Source organism: Microvirga terrestris (assembly GCF_015694425.1).
Classification (GTDB): Bacteria; Pseudomonadota; Alphaproteobacteria; order Rhizobiales; family Beijerinckiaceae; genus Microvirga; species Microvirga terrestris.
Genome location: NZ_JADQDN010000012.1, coordinates 1 through 19,737 on the forward strand (window position 1 = coordinate 1; position 19,737 = coordinate 19,737).

The window sequence follows — 19,737 nt, forward strand, 5'->3', positions numbered from 1 at the left end:
CGGCGAAGGTGAGCCAGAAGGTGCCGATGCCCTCGGCCACGCACCGGTGGATGTTCTGGCTGTTGTGCAGGTCCATGATGTCTTCCTTTTTGTCAGCGCGGGCAGAGGTCCAGACGCCCTGGGTCCGCTGTGGGTTGTGTAGTACCAGCATTAGCCGTGGGCCGGCGGGCGGCTGTTGACGTAAGCTGTGGCGGCCGCTGTCACGAAGGCCCACCGCCGCGCCTGAGGCAATGGCTGCGCCAGTGCGCCACCAATACACGGCGGGGCGGCGTCATCCCGGCGCCACCACAACAGGTGTCACAGGACGGTACGGGTATGGGCGATACCCGCGACGGACCTCACCGCCTCGGCGCGGTTGAGCCCAGTCAACTTGGCCTTTCATGAGGTAGGCGACCGGCTCAAAGGGGGTGACCGGAGCGGCCTCTACCGGAGACAGCCATGGCACAGTGAACGCGAAAACAGCAGCCAGCATGGCCACTCTCATGGCGGGTCTCCCGTGTGCGGGTTCTCTGACTTGGACGGGCCCTCATGGGCGCTTCTGTTTCGGAGAGAGTTTAGCCCCGCGGCGGAAAAGCAAAATCGGGTGAACACCTGAGATGGCATCCGGAAGTCGTGGAGTTTCTGCCGGTCACCCGCCGCTTCACGTGAGGGTCTGGAATGAGCGGAATGACCCGATTTTCTCAGGTCATTCCTCGATGTCATCCATCGCCAGCTTGAGGTTAGATAGAGCGCAAAGGAGAATTCCATGACGTGGACCGGTTCAGGCCCAAGTACCCGGCACTCTTCCTGCTCGACGACGCCTTCCGGAATGGCGAGTACATCAAGAGCGGCTCCTACAAGTGGACTGTCGAGTTTTTGTCCTTGCGCTCCGTGAAGCTGCGACACCATCGCGGGCCGGTCTACACGGTGCCGTTCGGCCAACTTGGGGCGGTTCAAAACATGAGCCGCCGACTGGGCCATCGACAAGTTCCAGATCAACATCACACACGACACCGACCTGGAGAAGGCCCGCAAGCTGATCAAGAAGATCGGCCAGGAATTGGCGCAGGATTCCGAGTACGCGCGGCATATCATTGAGCCGCTGAAGATGCAGGGAGTCGAGCAGTTCGGCGACTGTGCTGTCCAGATCCGCTGCAAGATGGCATCTAGGCCTCGCGAGCAGTTCGTGATCCGGCGCAAGGCCTTCGCCCGCATCAAGCAGGCTTTCGACGAGAACGACATCCAGTTTGCGACCCCGACGGTTCAGGTCTCAGGCGGCGAGGAGACCGCACCGGCCGTCGCACAGCACGTGATTGAACGTATCAGCTCCGAAGAATCGGCTGCAGAATAGAGGTATCGCCTCTACGGGCGGAGCAGAGATGGAATTTTGAATCCTGCGCAAATGTCTCCAGCTGGCAGATTTTGTTGAAGAACTCCCTTGCCCTACTTCATCGGTCTATTTCTAGCATCAGCGGGCCAGATGAGGCCAAACATCCTATATGCTGCTCACCCAGAAATCGGCACATTTCGGAACGAACGTTTTGATCCGCTCAAAGGCGATAAGCCGACCTTTACTTTCTCTGCTGTTCGTTACTCATTGACTCTGAACGGACCTTCCAATCGACCAGCCGAGTGATAGCCGAGCAAGCGAAGGCCTCTTAGTCTGGTCACGGCGACGCTTTGCATGAGAGACAGACTTGTCGTCTATACGGTCTGTGTTTTCCAGAATTGTCACATTGCGTTCGGCAGGCCATGTTAGTTGTCGCCCGAGACACGGGCGAGGAGGCAGGGGCAAATGTGCCATTGCCTCACTTCCGGTAGCCGCTAACGTCATGCTAACGTCCCCGGGAGAACAAGCGAGGCTGGTTTCGGCATGGCAGCGGAGCGGATGCCTTGGTGGGCGTGGACATGGCCCGTCGTGGCTTGGGTCACCCTCCTGACGGTGCTCCTCATGGGCATGGGTGGCCTGATGGCCGCCGCGGCTGGAGCCGTGCTTGTCGCCACCGTGTTCGCGGCCGTGTACCACGCCGAGGTCGTTGCTCACCGGACGGGCGAGCCATTCGGCACGCTGGTGCTGGCTGTGGCCGTGACTGTGATCGAGGTGGCGCTGATCGTCTCCCTCATGATCGCGGCACCCGGAGAGAAGGCCGGCCTGGCCCGGAACACGGTCTTTTCGGGGGTTATGATCGTGATGAACGGCGTCGTCGGCCTGTGCCTTCTCTGGGGTGGCGCACGTCATCATGAACAAGGATTCACGATCCACGGCGCCAGCGCCGCCTTGGCCATCCTGGTGGCGCTCACCACCCTCACGCTTGTTCTGCCGAACGTCGCGACGAGCGAGATTGGCCCGCTTTTCAGCACGTGGCAGCTTGTCTTTGCCGGGGCCGCCTCACTGGTCCTCTACGGCGCTTTCGTCTTCATTCAGACCGTGCGGCACCGCGACTACTTTCTCCCGGTCGAGAGCGACAACGAAGACGCCCATGCGCCGCCGCCATCTAACAGGGCAGCGGCCGTCAGCGCCGGCATGCTGCTCGTCGCCCTCGTGGCCGTAGTGGCGCTCGCCAAAGCCCTGTCGCCGACGCTTGAAGCGGGACTGGATCGGCTCGGCATGCCCGAAGCCGTGTTGGGGATAGTGATCGCGGCCGTAGTGCTCCTGCCCGAATGCGTGGCAGCTCTCAGGGCAGCCCAGGCAAACCGCTTGCAGACCAGCCTGAATCTGGCGCTCGGATCGGCCCTTGCAGCTATTGGCCTGACAATCCCCGCGGTGGCTGCCGTCTCGATCCTGCTTGGCCAACCGCTAGAGCTTGGACTTGGCGAGAAGGATCGGCTCCTGCTGGCGCTGACGCTTCTCATTGGCGTAATCACGTTGGGCACAGGCCGGACTACGGTGCTCCAAGGTGCAGTCCACTTGGTGATCTTCGCCGCGTTCCTATTCTTCGCTGTGGTTCCGTAAAGCCCCTCTGGGCTTGGAGGAGGATGCCGCTGGCCAAGTCGCCACCTCAATCTGCGGATTGGCTAAGGGCCGCATCGGACTCTTTGCCGTCGTTCACCGATCTCCAGACGCTATGGCCTGACCGGGAAGACGGTCTTCCAGTCCCGTTTCATGTCGACGATAGTCCATCGGTCTACCGTCGCGGTATCGAGCGCCTTATCGAGTTTGCCCACGCGCGACTGGCGGTCGTAGGCGTATTCGCGCTCCGCGTCGGTGTGGTGCACGACAAGACCAAGTCTGCGCTTGCCGGCCTCGGTCGTCCATTGCAGCATCTCGAGATCGCCGTCCGAGTTCCCGAAGGCCGCCACAGGCCGACGACCGATCCCCTGGTTGATACCGACCGGCTTTCCTGGGCCGTCGTCGATGAAGTCGACTTGGGGAAGGCGGAATAGGATCGGTCTGCCGTCCCGGTGCTCGAACTTCGTGATGATGCGGGAGCCGATGACCTGTTCAGGCGGGATGCCATAGCGCTCCTCGGCGAACGCCCGAATGAATTCGGCTCCCCCGCCGGACGTGATGTATGTCTTGAACCCGTTCGCTCGCAGATAGGTCAGCACTTCCAGCATGGGCTGGTACACGAGCTCGTCGTAGCGGCGGCCGAAGCGTGGGTGCCTGGCGGTCGAGAGCCACTCCGTGACTGTTTGCCGGAATTCCTCCGGCGTCATGCCGGCATGCGTCGCGGCGACGATCTCAACCGCTCCTTTCTCACCAGCCGCGGCGAGCGCTGTCATGTCGCCTTCGAGGACCGCCTTGAACGGCTGCGTGTCCTTCCATTCCGGATGCTGCGGCGTCAGCGCCTTGACCCGATCGAGCGCGTAGGCGAACTGTACGTAGATTGGCTGCTCGACCCACAGCGTGCCGTCATTGTCGAACGTGGCGATCCGCTCCGCTGGCGGAACGAAGTCGGGCGATCCTTCCCGGGTTACGTCCGTCACGAAGGCGACGATCGCCTGCTTCGCGGGACCGTCGTTCCACGAGGGCAGCGGGTCCGTCTGGGCGACAGCGACTGAAATCCAGGTTGCCACCAGGGCAAGGGCGCCAAGCCAGGACAGGCGAATTCGCATGTGTGCCTCCCGTTTCACTATTCCGTCAATGAGCTGACGCGAGCGCTGCGTCAGAATTCGTCGGACCCGTCCTTGCACCGGTAACCGATAAAGCACTGCAGGACGTTGGAAATCGGCACCTATGCCGGCTCCGGGAACTGGTCGAACGTGCATTCCGCGCCGCTCCTGACGAAACCGGCATAGGTGGAGGGTCAGGTATCGATGACGACGGCGCCTTCCGTCATGACAAGCTGGCGGTCCGCACCGCGCGTTTGCTGCGACGCCGATAGTTCAACCTGCACCGTCGCTGCGGTTGCAAGCAAGGTGAAGGCATTCGATGACCGTAGCGTTCTCATCACCGGTCCCTCCTCGGTTGTCGACCTGGATCCTCCTTCAGCAATCGGTGCAGATCTCCTCCTTCAGCTCACGGTCAATCCGCCTGTTTTGCCGTTCCATCTGCCGGTTGGCGGTCGCGTCGTCCGTCGAGAACTCGTTCTTCGGCGAAGTCACGGCGTCCCGCTCGAGGGTCCTTTCCGATGGGATCGTGATCTCATTCCTGCGTGGTGCGGGCGTCGCATTCTGGTTCTGAGCGTGACTAGCCGTGGCCGTCACCAGACCGAGGAGAACGGTGAGCAAAATGACACGGTACATTGTCGGTCCTCCAGCTTGTGAACGGCTCACCCGATGCACGGGACGGGTAAAGGCGCATCGGGCCGAACCAATCCCTGAACGGGAGTTCCTCCGCTCGGGCCGCAATGAGGGGAGGGCTATGTGAGACATGATCCTCCCCGGTCAAGTCAGTTTCCTGTAGGCATCGGCACGTTGACGCCTTCCTTGGCGAGCACCTCGCGGACGGTCTGCAAGCGCTCGTAGTCGGAGAGCGTGATCGGGCCGGTGTAGCCGTAGCTCTGCACTTTCCGCGGCGGATACTCGACATAGGTCTTCATCACTTTCTTGAGTTCCTGCTCCATGACCACGCCCATCCAGGTGCGTTCCGTGAAGTTGTTCATGAAGATGTCGTAGCGCTCCTGAGGATCCTGGAAGAGGTCAAACACCTGCGGGACCGTGGCGACGTACTTGCTCGCCCCTTTCCAGCCGAGGTTGGTGTCGACCGCGAGACCACCGGTGGAGGCGCCATCATCACCGCGCAGATTGAACAGGAACTTGTAGTTGTTGACGCGAACCGCACCAGGCGAGAGTTCGTTCTCGGTGAAATAGAACCATGACTTCCGCGATGATTGGCCTGTCCCGAACAGCACCGGTGTCATGTCGTAACTGTCGAAGATAATCGGCTGACCTTCGCGATCCTTCTCGGGCAGCTTCGTGCCCGCAACCGACGCGAACGTCGCCATCAGGTCGAGGCCGCCAAGGATCTCATGGTTCTTGGTGTCGGGCGCGATCCTGCCGGGCCACCATGCCATCGCCGGCACACGGTTGCCGCCCTCACGTAGGGTGCCCTTGGTGCCGCGGAACGGGGTGTAGCCAGCATCGGGATAGACATCCTGCCAGGCGCCGTTGTCCGTGGTGTAAAAGACGAGCGTGTTGTTGCCGCCGACCTGCCGGATCTTGTCCATAATGCGCCCGATCCGAGCGTCGAGCTCGACCACCGAGTCGGCGTACTTGCTCTTGGACAGCGACTTGTGCTCGTACTCCGGCGCAGGCATGTTGGGCTGATGCACCTTCATGAAGTTGATGCTCATGAAGAACGGCTCGCGGGATTGCGCGGCCCGGTCGAGGTAATCGAGCGAGGCCTTCTCGACGTACTCGTCGAAGAATGGGATCCCGACCACGCCTTCCTTGCCGTTGATCACGGGTGTGTTCACATACTGGCCGTTGACCTTGAACTCCTCCCGCGCCGGCTGCCCGGCATTGCCTGACAGCGCGCCTTTCGTCACCCGCTGGAACGTCTCCCGCAGCTCCGGAGGCATGTCCGGGAACCAGGTCGGGTCGGCATAGGTATAGGCGTTGAGATGATAGAGGCCGCAATACTTCATCTCGTCATAGCCCTGGGCATTGGGCAGCGCATAGTCGGCCTCACCGAGGTGCCACTTGCCAGTGAAGAAGGTCCGGTATCCGGCCTGCTTGAGCACGGAGCCCAGGGTCCACTCGGCCGCCGGTAGGCCGCCCCCCTGGCCTTGGAAGGCCACGGTGGTCATGCCGCTGCGGTTCGGGATGCGTCCCGTCTGCATCGCAGCCCGGCCCGGGGTGCAGCTCGGCTGGGCATAGAACGAGAAGAACGTCATGCCCTCATTGGCAAGCCGGTCGATGTTGGGAGTGGGCATGCCGCGGCCTGCGCCACCGCCGTAAGGACCAAGATCGCCGTAGCCCGTGTCGTCGGAGACGATCAGCACGATGTTGGGCTTCTGCGACGGGGCTTGGGCGAAGGTCGGGACGGCCATCCCGACCGAGACCAGCGCCGTGGCTCCGGTCAGAGCAGCCTTGGCCCGCATGTGCCGAACGCGGAACCGTCCGCCGGGAGCTTGGGAGGACGCACGATCACTGGTCATGGGATCTTCCTCTCTCTGATGATGCAGCGGAAGCCGACATGGCTCGTCGAGGTATCGACTGGCTGCGGGTGACGCGCCGCCGGGCGGTAGCGGCGGCAGTAGTTGGGCGCGCATAGATGCGAGCCGCCCTTCAGGACCCGGCGCGGAATGGGCGTTTGCGGCTGGCACGGGTCATAGCTCTGATCCTCCCGCCCGCCGCGCGGGTTCTCTGGGATGCAGCAGGCCTTGGCCGCGTCGGCCGGATGCTTTGGCGTGTAGAAGTCGCTGGTCCATTCCCAGACGTTGCCGATCATGTCGTAAAGGCCATAGCCGTTGGGCGCGAAGGCGGTGACAGGAGAGGTGCGCTCGAAGCCGTCCAAACGCGTGTTCTGGAATGGAAATGCGCCCTGCCACGTGTTCGCCATTTGCCGTCCGCCGGGCGCGAGTTCGTCGCCCCAGGCGAACTCGGCGCCATCGAGTCCACCACGAGCGGCGAACTCCCACTCAGCCTCTGTCGGCAGGTCCTTGCCAGCCCAATGCGCATACGCCAGCGCATCGGCATAGGCGACGTGCACGACCGGATGATCGTCCAGCCTCTTGATCGACGAGCCCGGGCCGTAGGGATGACGCCAGTTGGCACCCTTGAGCAGGGTCCACCACTGAGCCCAGTTTCGGAGATCGACCGGATGACCGGGTGGCGAGAAGACAAGCGAGCCCGCGAAGACCATGTGCGGCAGGGCGCCGGGATAATCCTTCGGATCAGGGCGCCTCTCGGCGAACGTGACATGCCCGGTGGCGCGGACGAAGTCGCGGAACTGGCGGTTGGTGACCGGCGTGCGATCGATCCAGAACGCGTCGACGGTGACGCGGTGGACCGGCGCCTCTTCCGGATAATGCCTGTCTGAACCCATGCGAAACGTTCCGCCGGGGATCCGGATCATGTTGGTGTCCGAATGATCCTTTAGCTCGTGATCCTGATCATACCGGAGCCTAGCCTGTGACATGGGTGTTGCTCCCGTCCTGGCAGACAGCAGTATCGTTCAGCGCCCGGTCATCAGGCTATCAGGGTCTATCCTGAAATTGATGGAGGCAGACCCTGATTTTCGGCCGGAACGCCGCCAGATCGGACGTCGTCGGGTATGGCTTTCGTGTTCACACCGGTGCAATGTCGACAGAAAACGGCTCATGAGTTACCTTACGTCATCGGACGAGGGCTCGTCGCGACCCCGGTCCCGTTGCGTTGCCTTTTGCGGCCGGAAACCGCCGTCATGAGCCATGGCACCGTCCCGGTAGTTGCGCGATCCCTCACGGGCCTGCCACCCCGCCTGCGGCGGCGGATCGTGCTGACCTTCATGGTCACCGCCCTTGCGGCGTGCCTCATCGCCGCGGCCCTGTTGCTTTCCCGCGCGGCCGACGATCGACACGCAATCGAGCACCGTGCCACGGAGGCGGCCAAGGCGCTCTCCTTCGGCTTCGACCAGGAGGTCGCCGCGGTCAATTATCTCCTCAAGGGTCTGTCCAAGTCCCCCGCGCTCCTCGCGGGCGATATCAGGGCCTTCTACGACCAGCTTAAAGTAACCCCTGTTCCGGAAGGCTCGTGGCTGGTTCTCAACGACCTTGAGCGGCAGGTCGCCAACACCTTGCGACCGTTCGGTGCGCCGCTCCCCAGGCATGTTGATTTCCCGAACCATCAGGAGCAGCTCGATCGAATCCGGGATCGGAGATGGACCGTCTCCGGCCGGATGCTGGCCCCCTTGAAGGGCAAAATCGTCGTAGCGCTCAGTCTCCGGCTCGATGATCCGGACGGGCAGATGAACGGCCATCTTACCATCGCCCTGACGGAGGCGCGGCTGGGAGTGATCCTCGACGACCAGACACGGCCTGCCGGTTGGATGAAAGGACTTTACGACCGCAAGCTCCAGCCGATCGTTGCCGACAGGGACGGTCACAAAGGATCCGACTTGCCGGCCCCTGCAGCCCTGGCCACCCGCCTTGCCGACGCCGGACCGGACAGCACGATCACGGGAACCGTCGAGGCTAGGGATGACCGTGGTATCCCGGTCCTCGTCGCCTTCCGCCGCTCGGGCACCACGAATTGGACGACTGTGGTCGCGGTGCCGCTGGCTGATCTCAATGCCCCTGTCACCGCCGCCCTGTGGCGGATGGCCGGGCCTGCATCTCTCCTTCTGCTCGCTGGCGGGATCGCCGCCTGGTTCACGGCCCGACAGGTCGAGCAGCCGCTCCGGACACTGTCCGATCAGGTCACCGGCGCGAAGAAGCAGGTTAACGAACTGTCCGGGCAGTTGCTTGCCCTCCAGGAAGAGGAGCGGCAACGCATTGCCCGCGAACTGCACGACTCGACGGCTCAGCACCTGGTGGCGGCAAACCTCGGACTCGCTGGACTTCAGGGAGCGGTTGTGGCCACTCCGGCATCCCGTTCAGCGTTCGCGGAGATTGAGAGGCAACTCGGCGAGGCGCTGAGAGAATTGCGCATCTTCACCTATCTGCTGCATCCGCCCAACCTGATGCAAGACGGCCTTCAGGCCACGTTGCGGGACTTTGCCGAGGGCTTTGCCGGACGTACGGGCCTCGTCGCCCGGATCCGCATCCCGGAAGAGGTCGATGACCTGTCGCCGGAACTCCAGCGGGCCATCCTGCGCGTGGTGCAGGAGGCGCTCACCAACGTGCATCGCCATGCCAATGCCACAAGAGTGTCCGTCACGGCCCGCATTCTGTCCGGTCGGTTCATCGTCCGCATTCGTGACAATGGGCATGGCATGGGTGGCTCGGCCCGATCCGATGGACCGATCCGGCTCGGTGTCGGTGTTGCAGGCATGCGAGCCCGCCTCGAGCAGTTCGGCGGCAGCCTGAGGATTTGGACAGGTCGGAAGGGCACCAGCATTCTCGCGATGGTCCCGGTCCGCGGAGCTCGCCTTACATTGCCATCTGCCAGTCGATTGCGGATGCCATGGCGATCGCGTCCCGCCGAGGTGGATGGCGACACACTCATTTGAACATTCAGGGTCTGCCTCCATCACTTTCAGGGTTTTGCGCAGGTGGGCCTCACGACTAACGTGTGTATGCTACCAAGGAACTCGGGCTCACCGGAACCGCCGCTGGCATCGGGTCGACGGAGGACGTCTCGCGATGATGCGCATCCTGATCGCCGACGATCACGACGTCGTCCGCTCCGGCGTTCGCACAATTCTGGAGGAGCACGAAGGTTGGAAGGTGGTTGGCGAGGCTCGGGACGGGAAGCAGGCCATCGATCAGGCCTCAGCCCTCCGGCCCGATGTCGTGGTCCTCGACTACGCCCTTCCGCTGGTGAATGGGGTCGAGGCCACGCGGCAGATCCGCAGTCGCGTTCCTGGTATTGAAGTTCTGATCTTCACCATGCACGACACCGACAGCTTGGTCCGGGACGTGCTCGAGGCGGGCGCGCGCGGCTTCCTGCTTAAGTCCGACGCCAGGCAGCTCCTGATCTCGGCGGTCGAGAGCCTGGCCGCCCACAGGCCCTTCTTCACCGGCAAGGTCTCTGAGGCCTTGCTTGAAACCTACTTGTCGAAGGGCATTGCAGACCAGTCGGCACTCAGTTCCCGCGAGAAGGCCGTGGTGCAGCTCATTGCCGAGGGCAAGACCAACAAGCAGATCGCCAACATCCTCAGCATCAGCACTAAGACGGTCGAGACCCATCGCGCCACGGCCATGAGCAAGCTCAACCTCGACACGACCGCAGCGCTGATCCGCTATGCGATCCGCAACAAACTGTCGGAGGCATGAGTCTCTGGAAGGGCGAACCCTATGCCTACTTCTCTCGATCCTGCCGCTCCTCATCATCTGCCGGCGTTCGTCGGCCCCCTCGATACGGCATAGGCCTGGCCGCATTGGGCCCTTGCCTCGGCCTCGGTGCGCCGCCGGTCCTTCTCGTCGTGGAACGACGCTACACCCCACCGTCCGATCAGGCGCTCGCGCTCAAAGGCGGCAGGAGCAATCGGGCTGTTGCCGGAGAATGCGTCTCGTCGGCTGTCGAGACGCATCCGCTGACGGCAAGCGCCAGTAGGGCAACGGACAGCATCCGAACGCGCGTGCGCGGCCAAGCCACGCCAAACGACACGCATTCCAAATGCGAGGGCTGCAACCCCTGCGAAGCGGAAGGGCACCCGGTTCTCCCATCGCCCTCTTGAACGACCTGCATTCCCGCGCCTCCCGCGTCAGAACCGCATGCTCAGGCCGAGGATTGGCCCGTGCTGGATCATGTCGAACTCGTAGCGCCGCCGGCCCTCACCTTGGGCATAGTCGACAGACAGCGCCCGGTAGCCGATCACACCGGAAAAGGTGATGCCCTGGTAGGTGCCGAGCTCGAACCCGTAGGCACCAATGGCCTGCCAGGAGAAGTCGCTTCCGACGCCGAGACCGCCGATGTCGCCACGCAGGAACAGCTCATGCCCCGGTGCCATGGTGTAGCGCACCCGTGCCCCTACGATAGGATCAAGCCAATCGACGGAACCGGACCGGGCGAACGCCCGGGCACCTGCCACCTGGAGGTCGCCAATGTCGACCGCCGCGGTGACAGCAAGCGAAAGATCCGCCTCCTGATACCAGTACCGGGCTCCGCCTAGGATATCGAAGGCTAGCGGACCCGAGCGAGCAACCTCGTAGGCGACGCCGAACTCGGCGATGACCATCTCCACATCCAAGCCGAGGGAGGTGGCGAGCGTTCCCGTCACGCCGGGTGCCAGTGTGCGGCTGCGGATGTTGCTGCGATCCGCGCCGACCCTGCTCCAAACCACGTCGCCCAGGAGAGCGAAGCGGCCGAAGCGGGCCTCGAAGTCTCCCATCAGGGCGACGAGGGTGTCGCTCTTCTCGACGATGTCGATGAAGCTGGCATCGACCTTCACGGAGCGCCCACGCACGGTCTGGGTGCCATTCCATGCGGTGAGCCAGCCATAGGGCGTGAAGCGGAAGGTCCAGGCCGGCTGAACGGCCGTGTCGATCACGGGAGCCGGAGGCGGTGGCCCCAGGTCCGCGGCGAGTGAGTTGCCTGCGCTCCCAGCAAGGAGGCCAACCGGAACCATGACGCCACGTGTCAGACATTTTGCAAGGTAGCCCATCATTCCCCCTGAAATTGCTGATCCAGTGCCCCCCGGCGGTCCCATAGCAGCCGAGGCTGCACCTAAGGTCAAGTCAGCCGTCGATAGCAGCATGCAGAACCAAGATGATCATCGAATACTGCCTTAGAGCTACCGTGTCCCACAGCGACGTCGGCAAACCCTGGGTCGCAACCAAGCCGAGGGCAACTCCACAAACGCCAGCAGCACGTAAGCCCCGGGACGGCAACGACTGTCGGTGCCTTCCTAGCCCACGAGTGAACCAGAACCTTGCGACGACATAGGACCGTTCATCATCGATCATCCCTCCCGAGAAGCCTAAGCATTGTCCGGCGACGCCGTGCCGGCAATTCGGCCAGAGGAATCCCTCGTCAGCTTCCGATGTGGCGCAGATTGCAACGGCTGGCGGAGGTCTCGTGCTTGTCGCCATAATCTTCCGCTTCCTCTGCACCTGATCCAAGGGGCTCTTCATCACCATCGCGGCCGTCCTAGGCGGAATTGCTCTCGACGGTACGAACCGGAGCACACACGATCAGATCATGCCGGAGATCGTCGAGGTCGAGCAGCGCCATTCAGCGCTGCTCGACGCTCTACGACCCCGGACGGTAACGCGGAATGACACGGCCGATCTATTAAGCCTTCCACGATCCTGCGTAGTAGGTTGCGTCGTCCTGAAGAAGTTCGGGCTTCTGGGACATGGCCGACCCGTTCTTTGTGCCCGGCAGAACCTCGAACCAGTTGTCGAACGCCGTCGTCGGGGAGAGTTGCGTAAGCACTTGCGGATTGCCTTCCATTTTTGCCTTGCCGGCAGCGATCTTGTCGGCCAGCTTGGTTGCGCCGATCATCACGTCCTCCAACTCACGGCGGTCAATCGTGAGCGTTAGGTTGGCGTCGTTCGCCTGATATCCGGCGATTGTTGTCAGAGTGGCGTTGCTCAGCTCGACCACGAACTTCTCGCCATTATCTGGTGTCGAGAGATTGATCTTGAACTTCATGCCCTCGGCCTTGCGGCTGTCCATCTGGATCCCGAGGTAGTTGAGGAACAGTTCGGTGCTGGTGCCGCGCACAAAGTCCGGACTTCCCGCTTTCGCTGCCGTTACGGCGACCACACCATCCCGCAACTCCTTGGCTCCAGAGAGAAAGCTGTTGCGGAGGCTCGGGCTCTCGAACTGGTACCCCATCTGCTCGTAGGTCTCTGCGGGGAAAGCAGATCTTCGCTGTTGCGTGCGATAGGGCCCGTGGGTGGCTACGCCCGATCTGTCACCTTTCGGACCGGCGGGATCGTCCAGGTGCCGTCGATGATCGACGGGTTGGTCTCGTCCGGCCAGTACATCCGCAGCATAAGGATGAACTTGCCGGCTGGAGCGGGCAGCCAGTTCGCCTCCTTGTCCGCCCCGGGCGAGTCCTTCTGGATGTAGAGGTCGATCGAACCGTCCGGATTGGCTTTCAGGTTCTGGCGCGCGCTGATTGAATAGCGATTGAGCGGGTTGGGCACGAAGAAGTAGCCGCCATCATACATCGTCAGCGACCAAAAGCCTTCGACCGGCGGCAACTGGCCCTTGGCAAAGCGCATGACGTACTTGTTGGCTCCGTCATAGGCCCTTCCGTCGCCGTCCTTCTGCGAGGTCGGATAAACCGCGTCCTGCGGGCGGTTGGCCCCAAGCCCGATCGCCGTGATGAGGGCCCGCATCAGGTAGTCAGTGCCGTAGATCCCAGTTTTTGTCGTGAAGCCCCAGCCATCGATGTCATGGACATCCTTGTTGATCTTGAACTGGATCATGATCCGGTCGTTGGCGATCTCCGGGATACGCTTGGCGAAGTCGGCACGAAGCTTGCTGGCATCGAAGTCCTGTCCAGCCACGAGCCCGATCTTGGCGAACTTCGCCAGCGCAGGGGCATCCGCCGCCGACGGCGGGTTCGTCTTCATCAACTCCGCCAGCAGGGTGAAGTACGCGACCGCGTCCATGCGATTCACCTGATCGCGCACGGCGGTCTTCATGTCGATCGATGGGTCGACCTTACCGGCTGGCGGCGTGTACGGCTTGCCGTAGGCGCTGAGAGGCACCAGCTTGACCTGATCCTGGAGCGCGTGCACCTCGGCGTAATCCTCCGGCGTGCCGGTGCAGTAGATGCGGCCGAGCAGCCAGACGATGTTGGTCGGCGCCTTGTACTCCTTGACGCCCGCCGGAAGCGTGCCGCTCCAGCCAGGGCCGGTGATGGCATAGGTCTGGGCAGCGGTGCCCGTGGTGCGCTTGCCGGGAACCTGGAACACCGTCGTCCAGCCGTCCAGCATCGGCATGAGGAAGTAGCGGTCCTTCATGTCCGGCAGGCTCAACACCCAGGGCTCCTTGCCGACATCGAAGAACGCCGTCGTGTAGAGCGTGTCGGCGTTGGGCGCGGTCACGTCGCGGAACGCGGCATCTGGATAGTGCCGGAGCTTGATGATCTGACCCATTGGGGCCCGGGTGCCCTCGGGGGCGGCCACGTTGGTGATGACCCGGCGCGTCATCTCCATGGTGACCAGCGGATAGCCATAGATGTAGGCATCTGTTGCCAGCCAGAAGTCCTCAAGCCCTTCGTCGATGCCCAACAACTCGCCCAGATGGGCCTCACTGATGGTGCTCATCGTGGTCCCGGCAAGCAGGCTCAAGGCACCGCCCGCAGCTTGGCGGCGGGTCAGCTTCATCGTCATGACACATCTCCGTTGCGTGGGGGGTCTGGGAACCGCGCGACACTTACCCGGCACGGCGGACGGTCCCGACCTGCGGCTCCTCGCCCCAACGAAATCCGTGGGTGAAAACCTCGGAATCGCCATGCGCACTGCCCGGAAGGTAGCAACGGCGGAGTATTCGCGCCTGTAGCATCGTGTAATTTACGTGGTGGTGGCGACGGTCAGCGCTGGTGAGTGGCCGCCTGGAGGGCCATCTCCGCAGCCGTCCGAGCAGGAACGGGGAAGCCGGCCTTGCGGGCTCCTTCGGCAAAATGGGCCGCGTCCTCCGGCCGATAGTTCCGCTTGGCCATCTCGTCGTCCCAGTGCTCGAAGATGGTCGGGCGCATGCGCAGGAACGCGTCACGGGCCTCGGCGGCTTCCGTCGCCTTGCCGAGCTGGGCACAGATCACGGCGGCGACGAAATGGTAGAGCGGGAACTTGTCCAGCGCCGCCTGCCGGATCAGGCTTTCGGCGCGGGCGTAGTCGCGCTGCATGTAGGCGTAGACCGCCAACGTTCCGCTGTAATAGCCGGAATGGCCCCGGTTGCGGGTGAGCGCCTGTTCCAGCAGCTCGGCGCCGCGCTGCCAGGCGCCCACCTGGCCCACCCGGGTTCCGAACTCGCCGAGAAGCTCGGTATCATTCGGGTTCAGCGCCACCGCCCGTTCGCCGACTTCCAGCGCCTCGGCGGGTTGCTGGGCGAAGAACAGCGCCACCATCAGGGCCTGGAGCGCGCGCGCGTTCTCCGGGTCGAGTCGGATTGCCCTTCGGGCGGCCTCGAGCGAGCGTTGGATCGGGGTGCTGGACCCCGCCCTCGGATTGAACCCGAACCGATCCTCGTCGAGATACAGGACGGACAGCATCGCCCAGGCGGTGGCATACTCCGGATGGAGTGCCACGGCCTGCTCCAGGCAGGTCCGGGTCGCAGCATGGCTCTTATCGGACAGGGCGGCCCGATAATCGTAGAACCGCAGCGTGCATCCGTAGGCCTCGAGATCATTGGGCGCGCGGGTGCTGGTCCGGGTTTGGTCGGCCCGGTGGATGATTCCGTAAGGCTGTGCTACGGCGGTTGCGACCTTGCGCGCGACGTCATCTTGAATCGAGAACAGGTCACGGACGTGCAAGTCCTCGTCGTAGGTCTGCGACCACAGGACGGCGCCGGTCTGTGCATCGAGGAGCCGGCCCATAATGCGCAGGCGGTGTGCCGCGACCTGGACGCTACCCTCCAGCACGTAGCGGATGCCGAGATCACGGCGGAGGCGGGCGGCATCCGCACCCGACGGAATGCTGCGCGACATCTCCCGCCCGAGGACGGTGATCTCCTTGAAGCGGGCGAATTGGCTCAGGACCTCCTCAGTCAGGCCGTCTGCGTAGGTCCTGGCCGCGGAAGGCTCGCCGAGTGCCGCAAAAGGCAGCACGACGAGGGTCGGCCCCCCGGGCGGCGAGGGGGTGGATGCTTGGGGTGAGCCGGACATACCGTCGCGCCACGGGCCCCAAAAGACGAGCCCGGCCACGATAAAGACCACGAGGCTCGCCACGCCGAGCCAGGGCGTCCAGCGCCGTGGCGGCGAATCGACCCGATGCCCGGTTGGCGCAGCGCCTGGGGAAGGGTGGGGCTTCGCGGCTTGCAGCGTGCGCCAGGCGAAGTGCGGGACGTACGCCCCCTTGGGAATGGTGATAACCACTGGGTCCGTCAGGCCATCCGAGAGATAGTAGCGCCCCAGGGCCCGGCGCAGCCGTCCGGCCTCGATGCGCACGGCCGGATCGTTCTGGGCATCGAAGTCCGCACTCCGCGCGAACACCTCGGTGCCGATGGTATAGGCCTTGATGCGGTCCGCCCGGCCGGCGAGCGTCTCCTCAACGACATAGCGCAGGAACCTGCGGGCCCGTGCAGGCGCGTCGAGGTCGGGGCTGCCGAGGAGAATCTCGAGCTGGGCGCGGACGTCATCTGCCGCAGGCGGCGACTGCGCCTGCGGCGAGGCACCGACAGTGCCGTCGCCTCCGCCGAGCATGGATCGGTCCGTCATCCGCGGGCGCCACTAGGCGCCTCTTCTCGTAACCTACCGTAACATACTCCCCTTGGATGCGGTATGGGTCGATGCTCGCACCTGTGGGATGGCGCACCTGCGCCGTCCGAATCCGGCAGCGGGGGTAAGCCATGCATCACGCGGTCCAGGCTGCCGTCGCCCGCTTTCCGGACCGGGGGCATACCATTGAGGAACTGGCCAGGACGGACGAGAGCTTCCTGTCGCTCCGCGAGGATCTCGCCGAGGCGCAGGCGGCCCTCGCACGGTGGGAGCGCTCGGACACTCCGGTGATGACGGCGCGCTGTGCTGAGTACCGGGAACTGGTGAGGGATCTCGCGGCCGAGCTGGACCGCCATTCGCAAGGATAGCCTGGAATGCGATGAAGGTCCGGACCTGGCACTGAACGGAAGTAAAGTGAATATCAGCATCTGCGCGGTTAGCAGACCTTTGCTCGGTCCCCATTGCCGATTGTCTAACCTTTCATCCGCGCACCCGCTTATCGGTTTTATCGATAGGACGCCCAGTGCATTGGTGATATACTATATCAAGATCGTACTTGACACCTTCCAGTTCGCTCAACCCGTATAGTAACCTGAGCCCGGATAGGTGTGTTCACGAGCTCATACGATGATCATGACGACCATAGCCCTCCCTGAAGCCGAACTACGGGTAAGTATCCGCGTCGCCTTTAAGCGAAAGGGCTACCTGAATATGGCGATATGGATTGAATAGAGCCTGGATGGGCTGGCTCTGGGTCGGCCCTGATCACGGAGACGCTTTAGGGTCTGATGGTTTGGCTCTCGTTTCGTCAACGTCTTTCCATGATGACATAGAGACCGGCTACTGGCCGTCCTGCCTCGAGCCGAATGTTGCCTTCCAGGGTCTCCAGAATGGTGAAATCGCTGGCTACTGCCTTGAGGTACTCAGGTGCGTGGGCGAAACGACCGGAGGGCTGCAGTATGAAGCCGTCTCCTGCGACGACCTCGATGCTCAAGGCGAACAACCCCCCTTGCACCATGGCATCTGCTGCAGCTCGCAGGATCGGTCCGAGATCGCCAAAATAGATCAGCGAATCTGCCGCGAAGATGAGATCGAAGCGGCTCGGGGTCGCCTCAAGGTAGGCCACAGCCTCCGACTTGACGAGTTCGGTGTATCCACCGCGCTTCTCTGCCTCGGTCAGCATGCCTGACGATATATCGACGCCTATCAGGGTCGGGCCAAGCCGTAGTAGTTCCTCAGAGGCCAGTCCAGTGCCGCATCCTAAATCAAGCATGTGGTTGAACCCAGTCCGGTGCCCTGCCACCAGCTTCGTCATCTGGCGTGGACCATCGTATCGCAATGTCGTAAGCAATTTGCTGTCGAACTGTGGCGCGAACTGATCGAAATAGGTTTCGATATACTCCGCAGGTGCGGCCGTCATGCTCCGCCCGAGCACAGCGTCGAGCAGATAGCGCCGCACCGGATCGTCAGGCTCCTGGGCAAGCCGCATCCTGCCGATTTCGGCGGCGGCTTCAAGGTGGCCGGAGGCACTGAGAACAGAAAAGGCATCCCTTACGATAATATCGAGATCCTCGCAGTCTTCGCCGGCAATCTCGTTGTAATTTCGAAGAGCTTCTCTAACGCGGCCTTCGATCATAGTCTGGAAAGTCAGGGCGCGTGCGCGCTTCTTCCGGGTCGGCGGATCGAGCTCCAGGGTCAGCTGGGTCGCCTCATCGAAGGCGCGCGCGCAACCGGCGAAATCACAGGTGATGAAGCACAGGTGGCCGAGGGCGAAATGCGCCAAGCCGTTGACTGGATCGAGTGCTACCGAGTTGCGCACAGCCGCGAGTGCTTCCTGGTATTGCTTCTTCCTGAACAGCAGCAGACCGAGCCCGAGATGAGCGGCAGGCGCCTTCGGATCGAGCGCGACCGTGCGGCGGTAGGCTTCTTCGGCCGTCTCGGCATCGTCGAGTCGGTCTGCGATGCTGGCTAGAGCCTGCCAGGATCGAGCGCTGTGCGGGTTGAGTTCCAGGGCTGTCCGAATCGCCGTCAGGGCCTGCTCGTCGCGGTCCGAGGCACTGTAGACGCTCGCCAGATCGCGCCAGAGGTCGGGATCGTCGAGGGTCAGAGAGAGCGCTGCCTCGAAGGTGCGTGCAGCCGTCTCGAACCGTCCGTTCTCCCAATGCACGAGACCAAGCTTACGCAGTGCCGGGGACGGATGCCCGAGCTGATCGACTATGCGGCTGAAATCCGGCAGGCTCGCCTGGAGGCTAGTCACCAGGGCCATCGTGACGTTGACGTCAGGAAGGTGGATGTTCGTCATGGTAAGGATCCGCATGCCTCATGTGCCTGAAATCAGGCCACGTGATGCAGGGATAACCGCGTTAGCTTTGCTGAGCCTTGCGGGCCAAGGCGTTGGGCCGTTGAACCTAAGTATGCGCATGCAGTGCCTCGCCAAAGCCGTAGTTGCTGGTTCAGAGGCATTTTCAAACTAGGTGATTGCCGCTTGTTACATCTCGTTGAAATGCCGGAGCATCCGCTCCGTATTCGCTTTGAGGCCTGTAAAGTGCTGGAACGCACCGATGGCCTGAAAGACAGCCATGCCGCCGCCTGACATGGTCCGGCAACCGTGGACACGGGCTTGGCGCAGCAGTTCCGTTTCAAGCGGGAAATAAACGATGTCCGCAACCCATAGGTCAGGGCGCAAGAGATCTGGAGGGATCGCCATGCCGGGGTACTTTGCCATGCCCAGCGGCGTCGTGTTGACCATGCCGTCCGCTGAAACCAGAACCTCTGCGGGCGAGTTGCTGGAAGTAGCACGGCCTTTGCCGAACCGGGCATTCAGGGCGGCGGCGAGATCTCCGGCCCGGGCCTCATCCGTATCGATGAGAATGACTTCGCCTGCTCCAAGGGTGAGAAGAGCATGGGCGACCGCCGAGCCCGCGCCGCCGGCGCCGAACTGGACGACCCGGTCGCAACCCACATCAGGCAACTCGCGCCGGAAACTCTCGGCAAAGCCCCACCAATCGGTGTTGTGTCCAATGCGGCGGCCGTCTTTCAGCACAACCGTATTGACGGCTCCGAGTGCAGCCGCATCGGGCGACAGCTCGTCGAGCAGAGGAATTACGGCCTGCTTGCAGGGATGCGTGATGTTGAGCCCGGCGTAGCCGAAGCGATGGGCTGCCGTAAGGATTTCGGGGAGCGCACTTGCATCGAGGCCGAGCACCTCAAGGTCGATCAGCTTGTAGACATAGCGCAAACCCTGTTCTCCGCCCTCACGCTCGTGAAGGGCAGGGGTTCGGGATGCCTGAATGCCTGTGCCCACCAATCCGACGAGGACGGATGGATGGTTCCATGACCCTGAGGCATCATCGGTCCGGGATTGAGGTTCAGGTGAACGGCCGGCTGCCATGGCT

General features: G+C 62.9%; 16 protein-coding genes and 1 pseudogene. 5 read left to right on the forward strand and 12 right to left on the reverse strand.

Annotated elements, in window-relative coordinates:
• Nucleotides 1–783: 783 nt before the first annotated feature.
• A pseudogene (locus tag I2H36_RS17370) lies at nucleotides 784–1,330 on the forward strand (mechanosensitive ion channel family protein); the annotation flags it as partial.
• 522 nt (nucleotides 1,331–1,852) lie between these two features.
• Entirely contained in the window at nucleotides 1,853–2,932 is a 1,080-nt protein-coding gene (locus tag I2H36_RS17375) for a calcium:cation antiporter (protein ID WP_210331122.1), read from the forward strand.
• A gap of 110 nt (nucleotides 2,933–3,042) precedes the next feature.
• On the opposite strand, the gene I2H36_RS17380 is transcribed toward I2H36_RS17375, so the two are convergent.
• The 5 genes from I2H36_RS17380 to I2H36_RS17400 form a co-directional block, all read right to left on the reverse strand.
• Nucleotides 3,043–4,035 carry an HAD family hydrolase gene (locus I2H36_RS17380; protein ID WP_196265169.1) on the reverse strand — a complete coding sequence of 331 codons (993 nt, stop codon included), beginning with the start codon at nucleotides 4,033–4,035 and terminating at the stop codon, nucleotides 3,043–3,045.
• A 191-nt stretch (nucleotides 4,036–4,226) separates the two neighbouring features.
• The gene (locus I2H36_RS17385) at nucleotides 4,227–4,373 is read right to left on the reverse strand and encodes a hypothetical protein (RefSeq protein ID WP_196265170.1); all 147 of its coding nucleotides are present in this window, start codon (nucleotides 4,371–4,373) and stop codon (nucleotides 4,227–4,229) included.
• A gap of 34 nt (nucleotides 4,374–4,407) precedes the next feature.
• Entirely contained in the window at nucleotides 4,408–4,665 is a 258-nt protein-coding gene (locus I2H36_RS17390) for a hypothetical protein (RefSeq protein WP_196265171.1), read from the reverse strand.
• A 146-nt stretch (nucleotides 4,666–4,811) separates the two neighbouring features.
• Entirely contained in the window at nucleotides 4,812–6,521 is a 1,710-nt protein-coding gene (locus tag I2H36_RS17395) for an arylsulfatase (RefSeq protein WP_196265172.1), read from the reverse strand.
• Complete coding sequence (locus tag I2H36_RS17400) at nucleotides 6,518–7,441, reverse strand: formylglycine-generating enzyme family protein (protein WP_196265173.1); 924 nt, start codon at nucleotides 7,439–7,441, stop codon at nucleotides 6,518–6,520. The genes I2H36_RS17395 and I2H36_RS17400 overlap by 4 nt, the downstream gene beginning before the upstream one ends.
• 327 nt (nucleotides 7,442–7,768) lie before the next feature.
• On the opposite strand from I2H36_RS17400, the gene I2H36_RS17405 reads away from it, so the two are divergent.
• Both I2H36_RS17405 and I2H36_RS17410 read left to right on the forward strand, forming a co-directional pair.
• Complete coding sequence (locus I2H36_RS17405) at nucleotides 7,769–9,514, forward strand: sensor histidine kinase (RefSeq protein WP_196265174.1); 1,746 nt, start codon at nucleotides 7,769–7,771, stop codon at nucleotides 9,512–9,514.
• 133 nt (nucleotides 9,515–9,647) lie between these two features.
• Entirely contained in the window at nucleotides 9,648–10,280 is a 633-nt protein-coding gene (locus tag I2H36_RS17410) for a response regulator (RefSeq protein ID WP_196265175.1), read from the forward strand.
• A gap of 53 nt (nucleotides 10,281–10,333) precedes the next feature.
• On the opposite strand, the gene I2H36_RS17415 is transcribed toward I2H36_RS17410, so the two are convergent.
• The 5 genes from I2H36_RS17415 to I2H36_RS17435 all read right to left on the reverse strand — a co-directional run bounded on the left by I2H36_RS17415 (nucleotide 10,334) and on the right by I2H36_RS17435 (nucleotide 16,117).
• On the reverse strand, nucleotides 10,334–10,537 hold the full coding sequence (locus I2H36_RS17415) for a hypothetical protein (RefSeq protein WP_196265176.1): 204 nt from the start codon (nucleotides 10,535–10,537) through the stop codon (nucleotides 10,334–10,336).
• Between the two features lie 174 nt (nucleotides 10,538–10,711).
• Nucleotides 10,712–11,575 (reverse strand): hypothetical protein, encoded by an 864-nt coding sequence (locus I2H36_RS17420; RefSeq protein WP_246718880.1) that lies wholly within the window; start codon nucleotides 11,573–11,575, stop codon nucleotides 10,712–10,714.
• 665 nt (nucleotides 11,576–12,240) lie between these two features.
• Nucleotides 12,241–12,789, reverse strand: a complete 549-nt coding sequence (locus I2H36_RS17425) for an alkyl sulfatase C-terminal domain-containing protein (RefSeq protein ID WP_246718881.1) — start codon at nucleotides 12,787–12,789, stop codon at nucleotides 12,241–12,243.
• Nucleotides 12,790–12,854: 65 nt separating this feature from the next.
• Nucleotides 12,855–14,294 (reverse strand): DUF1254 domain-containing protein, encoded by a 1,440-nt coding sequence (locus I2H36_RS17430; protein ID WP_196265233.1) that lies wholly within the window; start codon nucleotides 14,292–14,294, stop codon nucleotides 12,855–12,857.
• Between the two features lie 206 nt (nucleotides 14,295–14,500).
• Nucleotides 14,501–16,117 (reverse strand): adenylate cyclase, encoded by a 1,617-nt coding sequence (locus tag I2H36_RS17435; protein WP_343234470.1) that lies wholly within the window; start codon nucleotides 16,115–16,117, stop codon nucleotides 14,501–14,503.
• A 356-nt stretch (nucleotides 16,118–16,473) separates the two neighbouring features.
• Between I2H36_RS17435 and I2H36_RS17440 the strand changes: the two genes are divergently transcribed.
• On the forward strand, nucleotides 16,474–16,710 hold the full coding sequence (locus I2H36_RS17440; protein ID WP_196265178.1) for a hypothetical protein: 237 nt from the start codon (nucleotides 16,474–16,476) through the stop codon (nucleotides 16,708–16,710).
• Between the two features lie 440 nt (nucleotides 16,711–17,150).
• Here the strand turns inward: I2H36_RS17440 and I2H36_RS17445 are convergent, their stop codons facing one another.
• Nucleotides 17,151–18,644, reverse strand: a complete 1,494-nt coding sequence (locus I2H36_RS17445) for a tetratricopeptide repeat protein (protein ID WP_196265179.1) — start codon at nucleotides 18,642–18,644, stop codon at nucleotides 17,151–17,153.
• 186 nt (nucleotides 18,645–18,830) lie between these two features.
• Nucleotides 18,831–19,733 (reverse strand): shikimate dehydrogenase, encoded by a 903-nt coding sequence (locus I2H36_RS17450; RefSeq protein ID WP_196265180.1) that lies wholly within the window; start codon nucleotides 19,731–19,733, stop codon nucleotides 18,831–18,833.
• Between the last annotated feature and the right edge of the window lie 4 nt (nucleotides 19,734–19,737).

Excerpts from the sequence above, each read along its gene's own strand:
- I2H36_RS17375 (WP_210331122.1), top strand. The coding sequence starts at position 1,853 with ATGGCAGCGGAGCGGATGCCTTGGTGGGCGTGGACATGGCCCGTCGTG.
- I2H36_RS17380 (WP_196265169.1), bottom strand. The coding sequence starts at position 4,035 with ATGCGAATTCGCCTGTCCTGGCTTGGCGCCCTTGCCCTGGTGGCAACC.
- I2H36_RS17390 (WP_196265171.1), bottom strand. The coding sequence starts at position 4,665 with ATGTACCGTGTCATTTTGCTCACCGTTCTCCTCGGTCTGGTGACGGCC.
- I2H36_RS17395 (WP_196265172.1), bottom strand. The coding sequence starts at position 6,521 with ATGACCAGTGATCGTGCGTCCTCCCAAGCTCCCGGCGGACGGTTCCGC.
- I2H36_RS17400 (WP_196265173.1), bottom strand. The coding sequence starts at position 7,441 with ATGATCCGGATCCCCGGCGGAACGTTTCGCATGGGTTCAGACAGGCAT.
- I2H36_RS17405 (WP_196265174.1), top strand. The coding sequence starts at position 7,769 with ATGAGCCATGGCACCGTCCCGGTAGTTGCGCGATCCCTCACGGGCCTG.
- I2H36_RS17410 (WP_196265175.1), top strand. The coding sequence starts at position 9,648 with ATGATGCGCATCCTGATCGCCGACGATCACGACGTCGTCCGCTCCGGC.
- I2H36_RS17415 (WP_196265176.1), bottom strand. The coding sequence starts at position 10,537 with ATGCGTCTCGACAGCCGACGAGACGCATTCTCCGGCAACAGCCCGATT.
- I2H36_RS17420 (WP_246718880.1), bottom strand. The coding sequence starts at position 11,575 with ATGGTTCCGGTTGGCCTCCTTGCTGGGAGCGCAGGCAACTCACTCGCC.
- I2H36_RS17425 (WP_246718881.1), bottom strand. The coding sequence starts at position 12,789 with ATGGGGTACCAGTTCGAGAGCCCGAGCCTCCGCAACAGCTTTCTCTCT.
- I2H36_RS17430 (WP_196265233.1), bottom strand. The coding sequence starts at position 14,294 with ATGAAGCTGACCCGCCGCCAAGCTGCGGGCGGTGCCTTGAGCCTGCTT.
- I2H36_RS17440 (WP_196265178.1), top strand. The coding sequence starts at position 16,474 with ATGCATCACGCGGTCCAGGCTGCCGTCGCCCGCTTTCCGGACCGGGGG.
- I2H36_RS17445 (WP_196265179.1), bottom strand. The coding sequence starts at position 18,644 with ATGACGAACATCCACCTTCCTGACGTCAACGTCACGATGGCCCTGGTG.
- I2H36_RS17450 (WP_196265180.1), bottom strand. The coding sequence starts at position 19,733 with ATGGCAGCCGGCCGTTCACCTGAACCTCAATCCCGGACCGATGATGCC.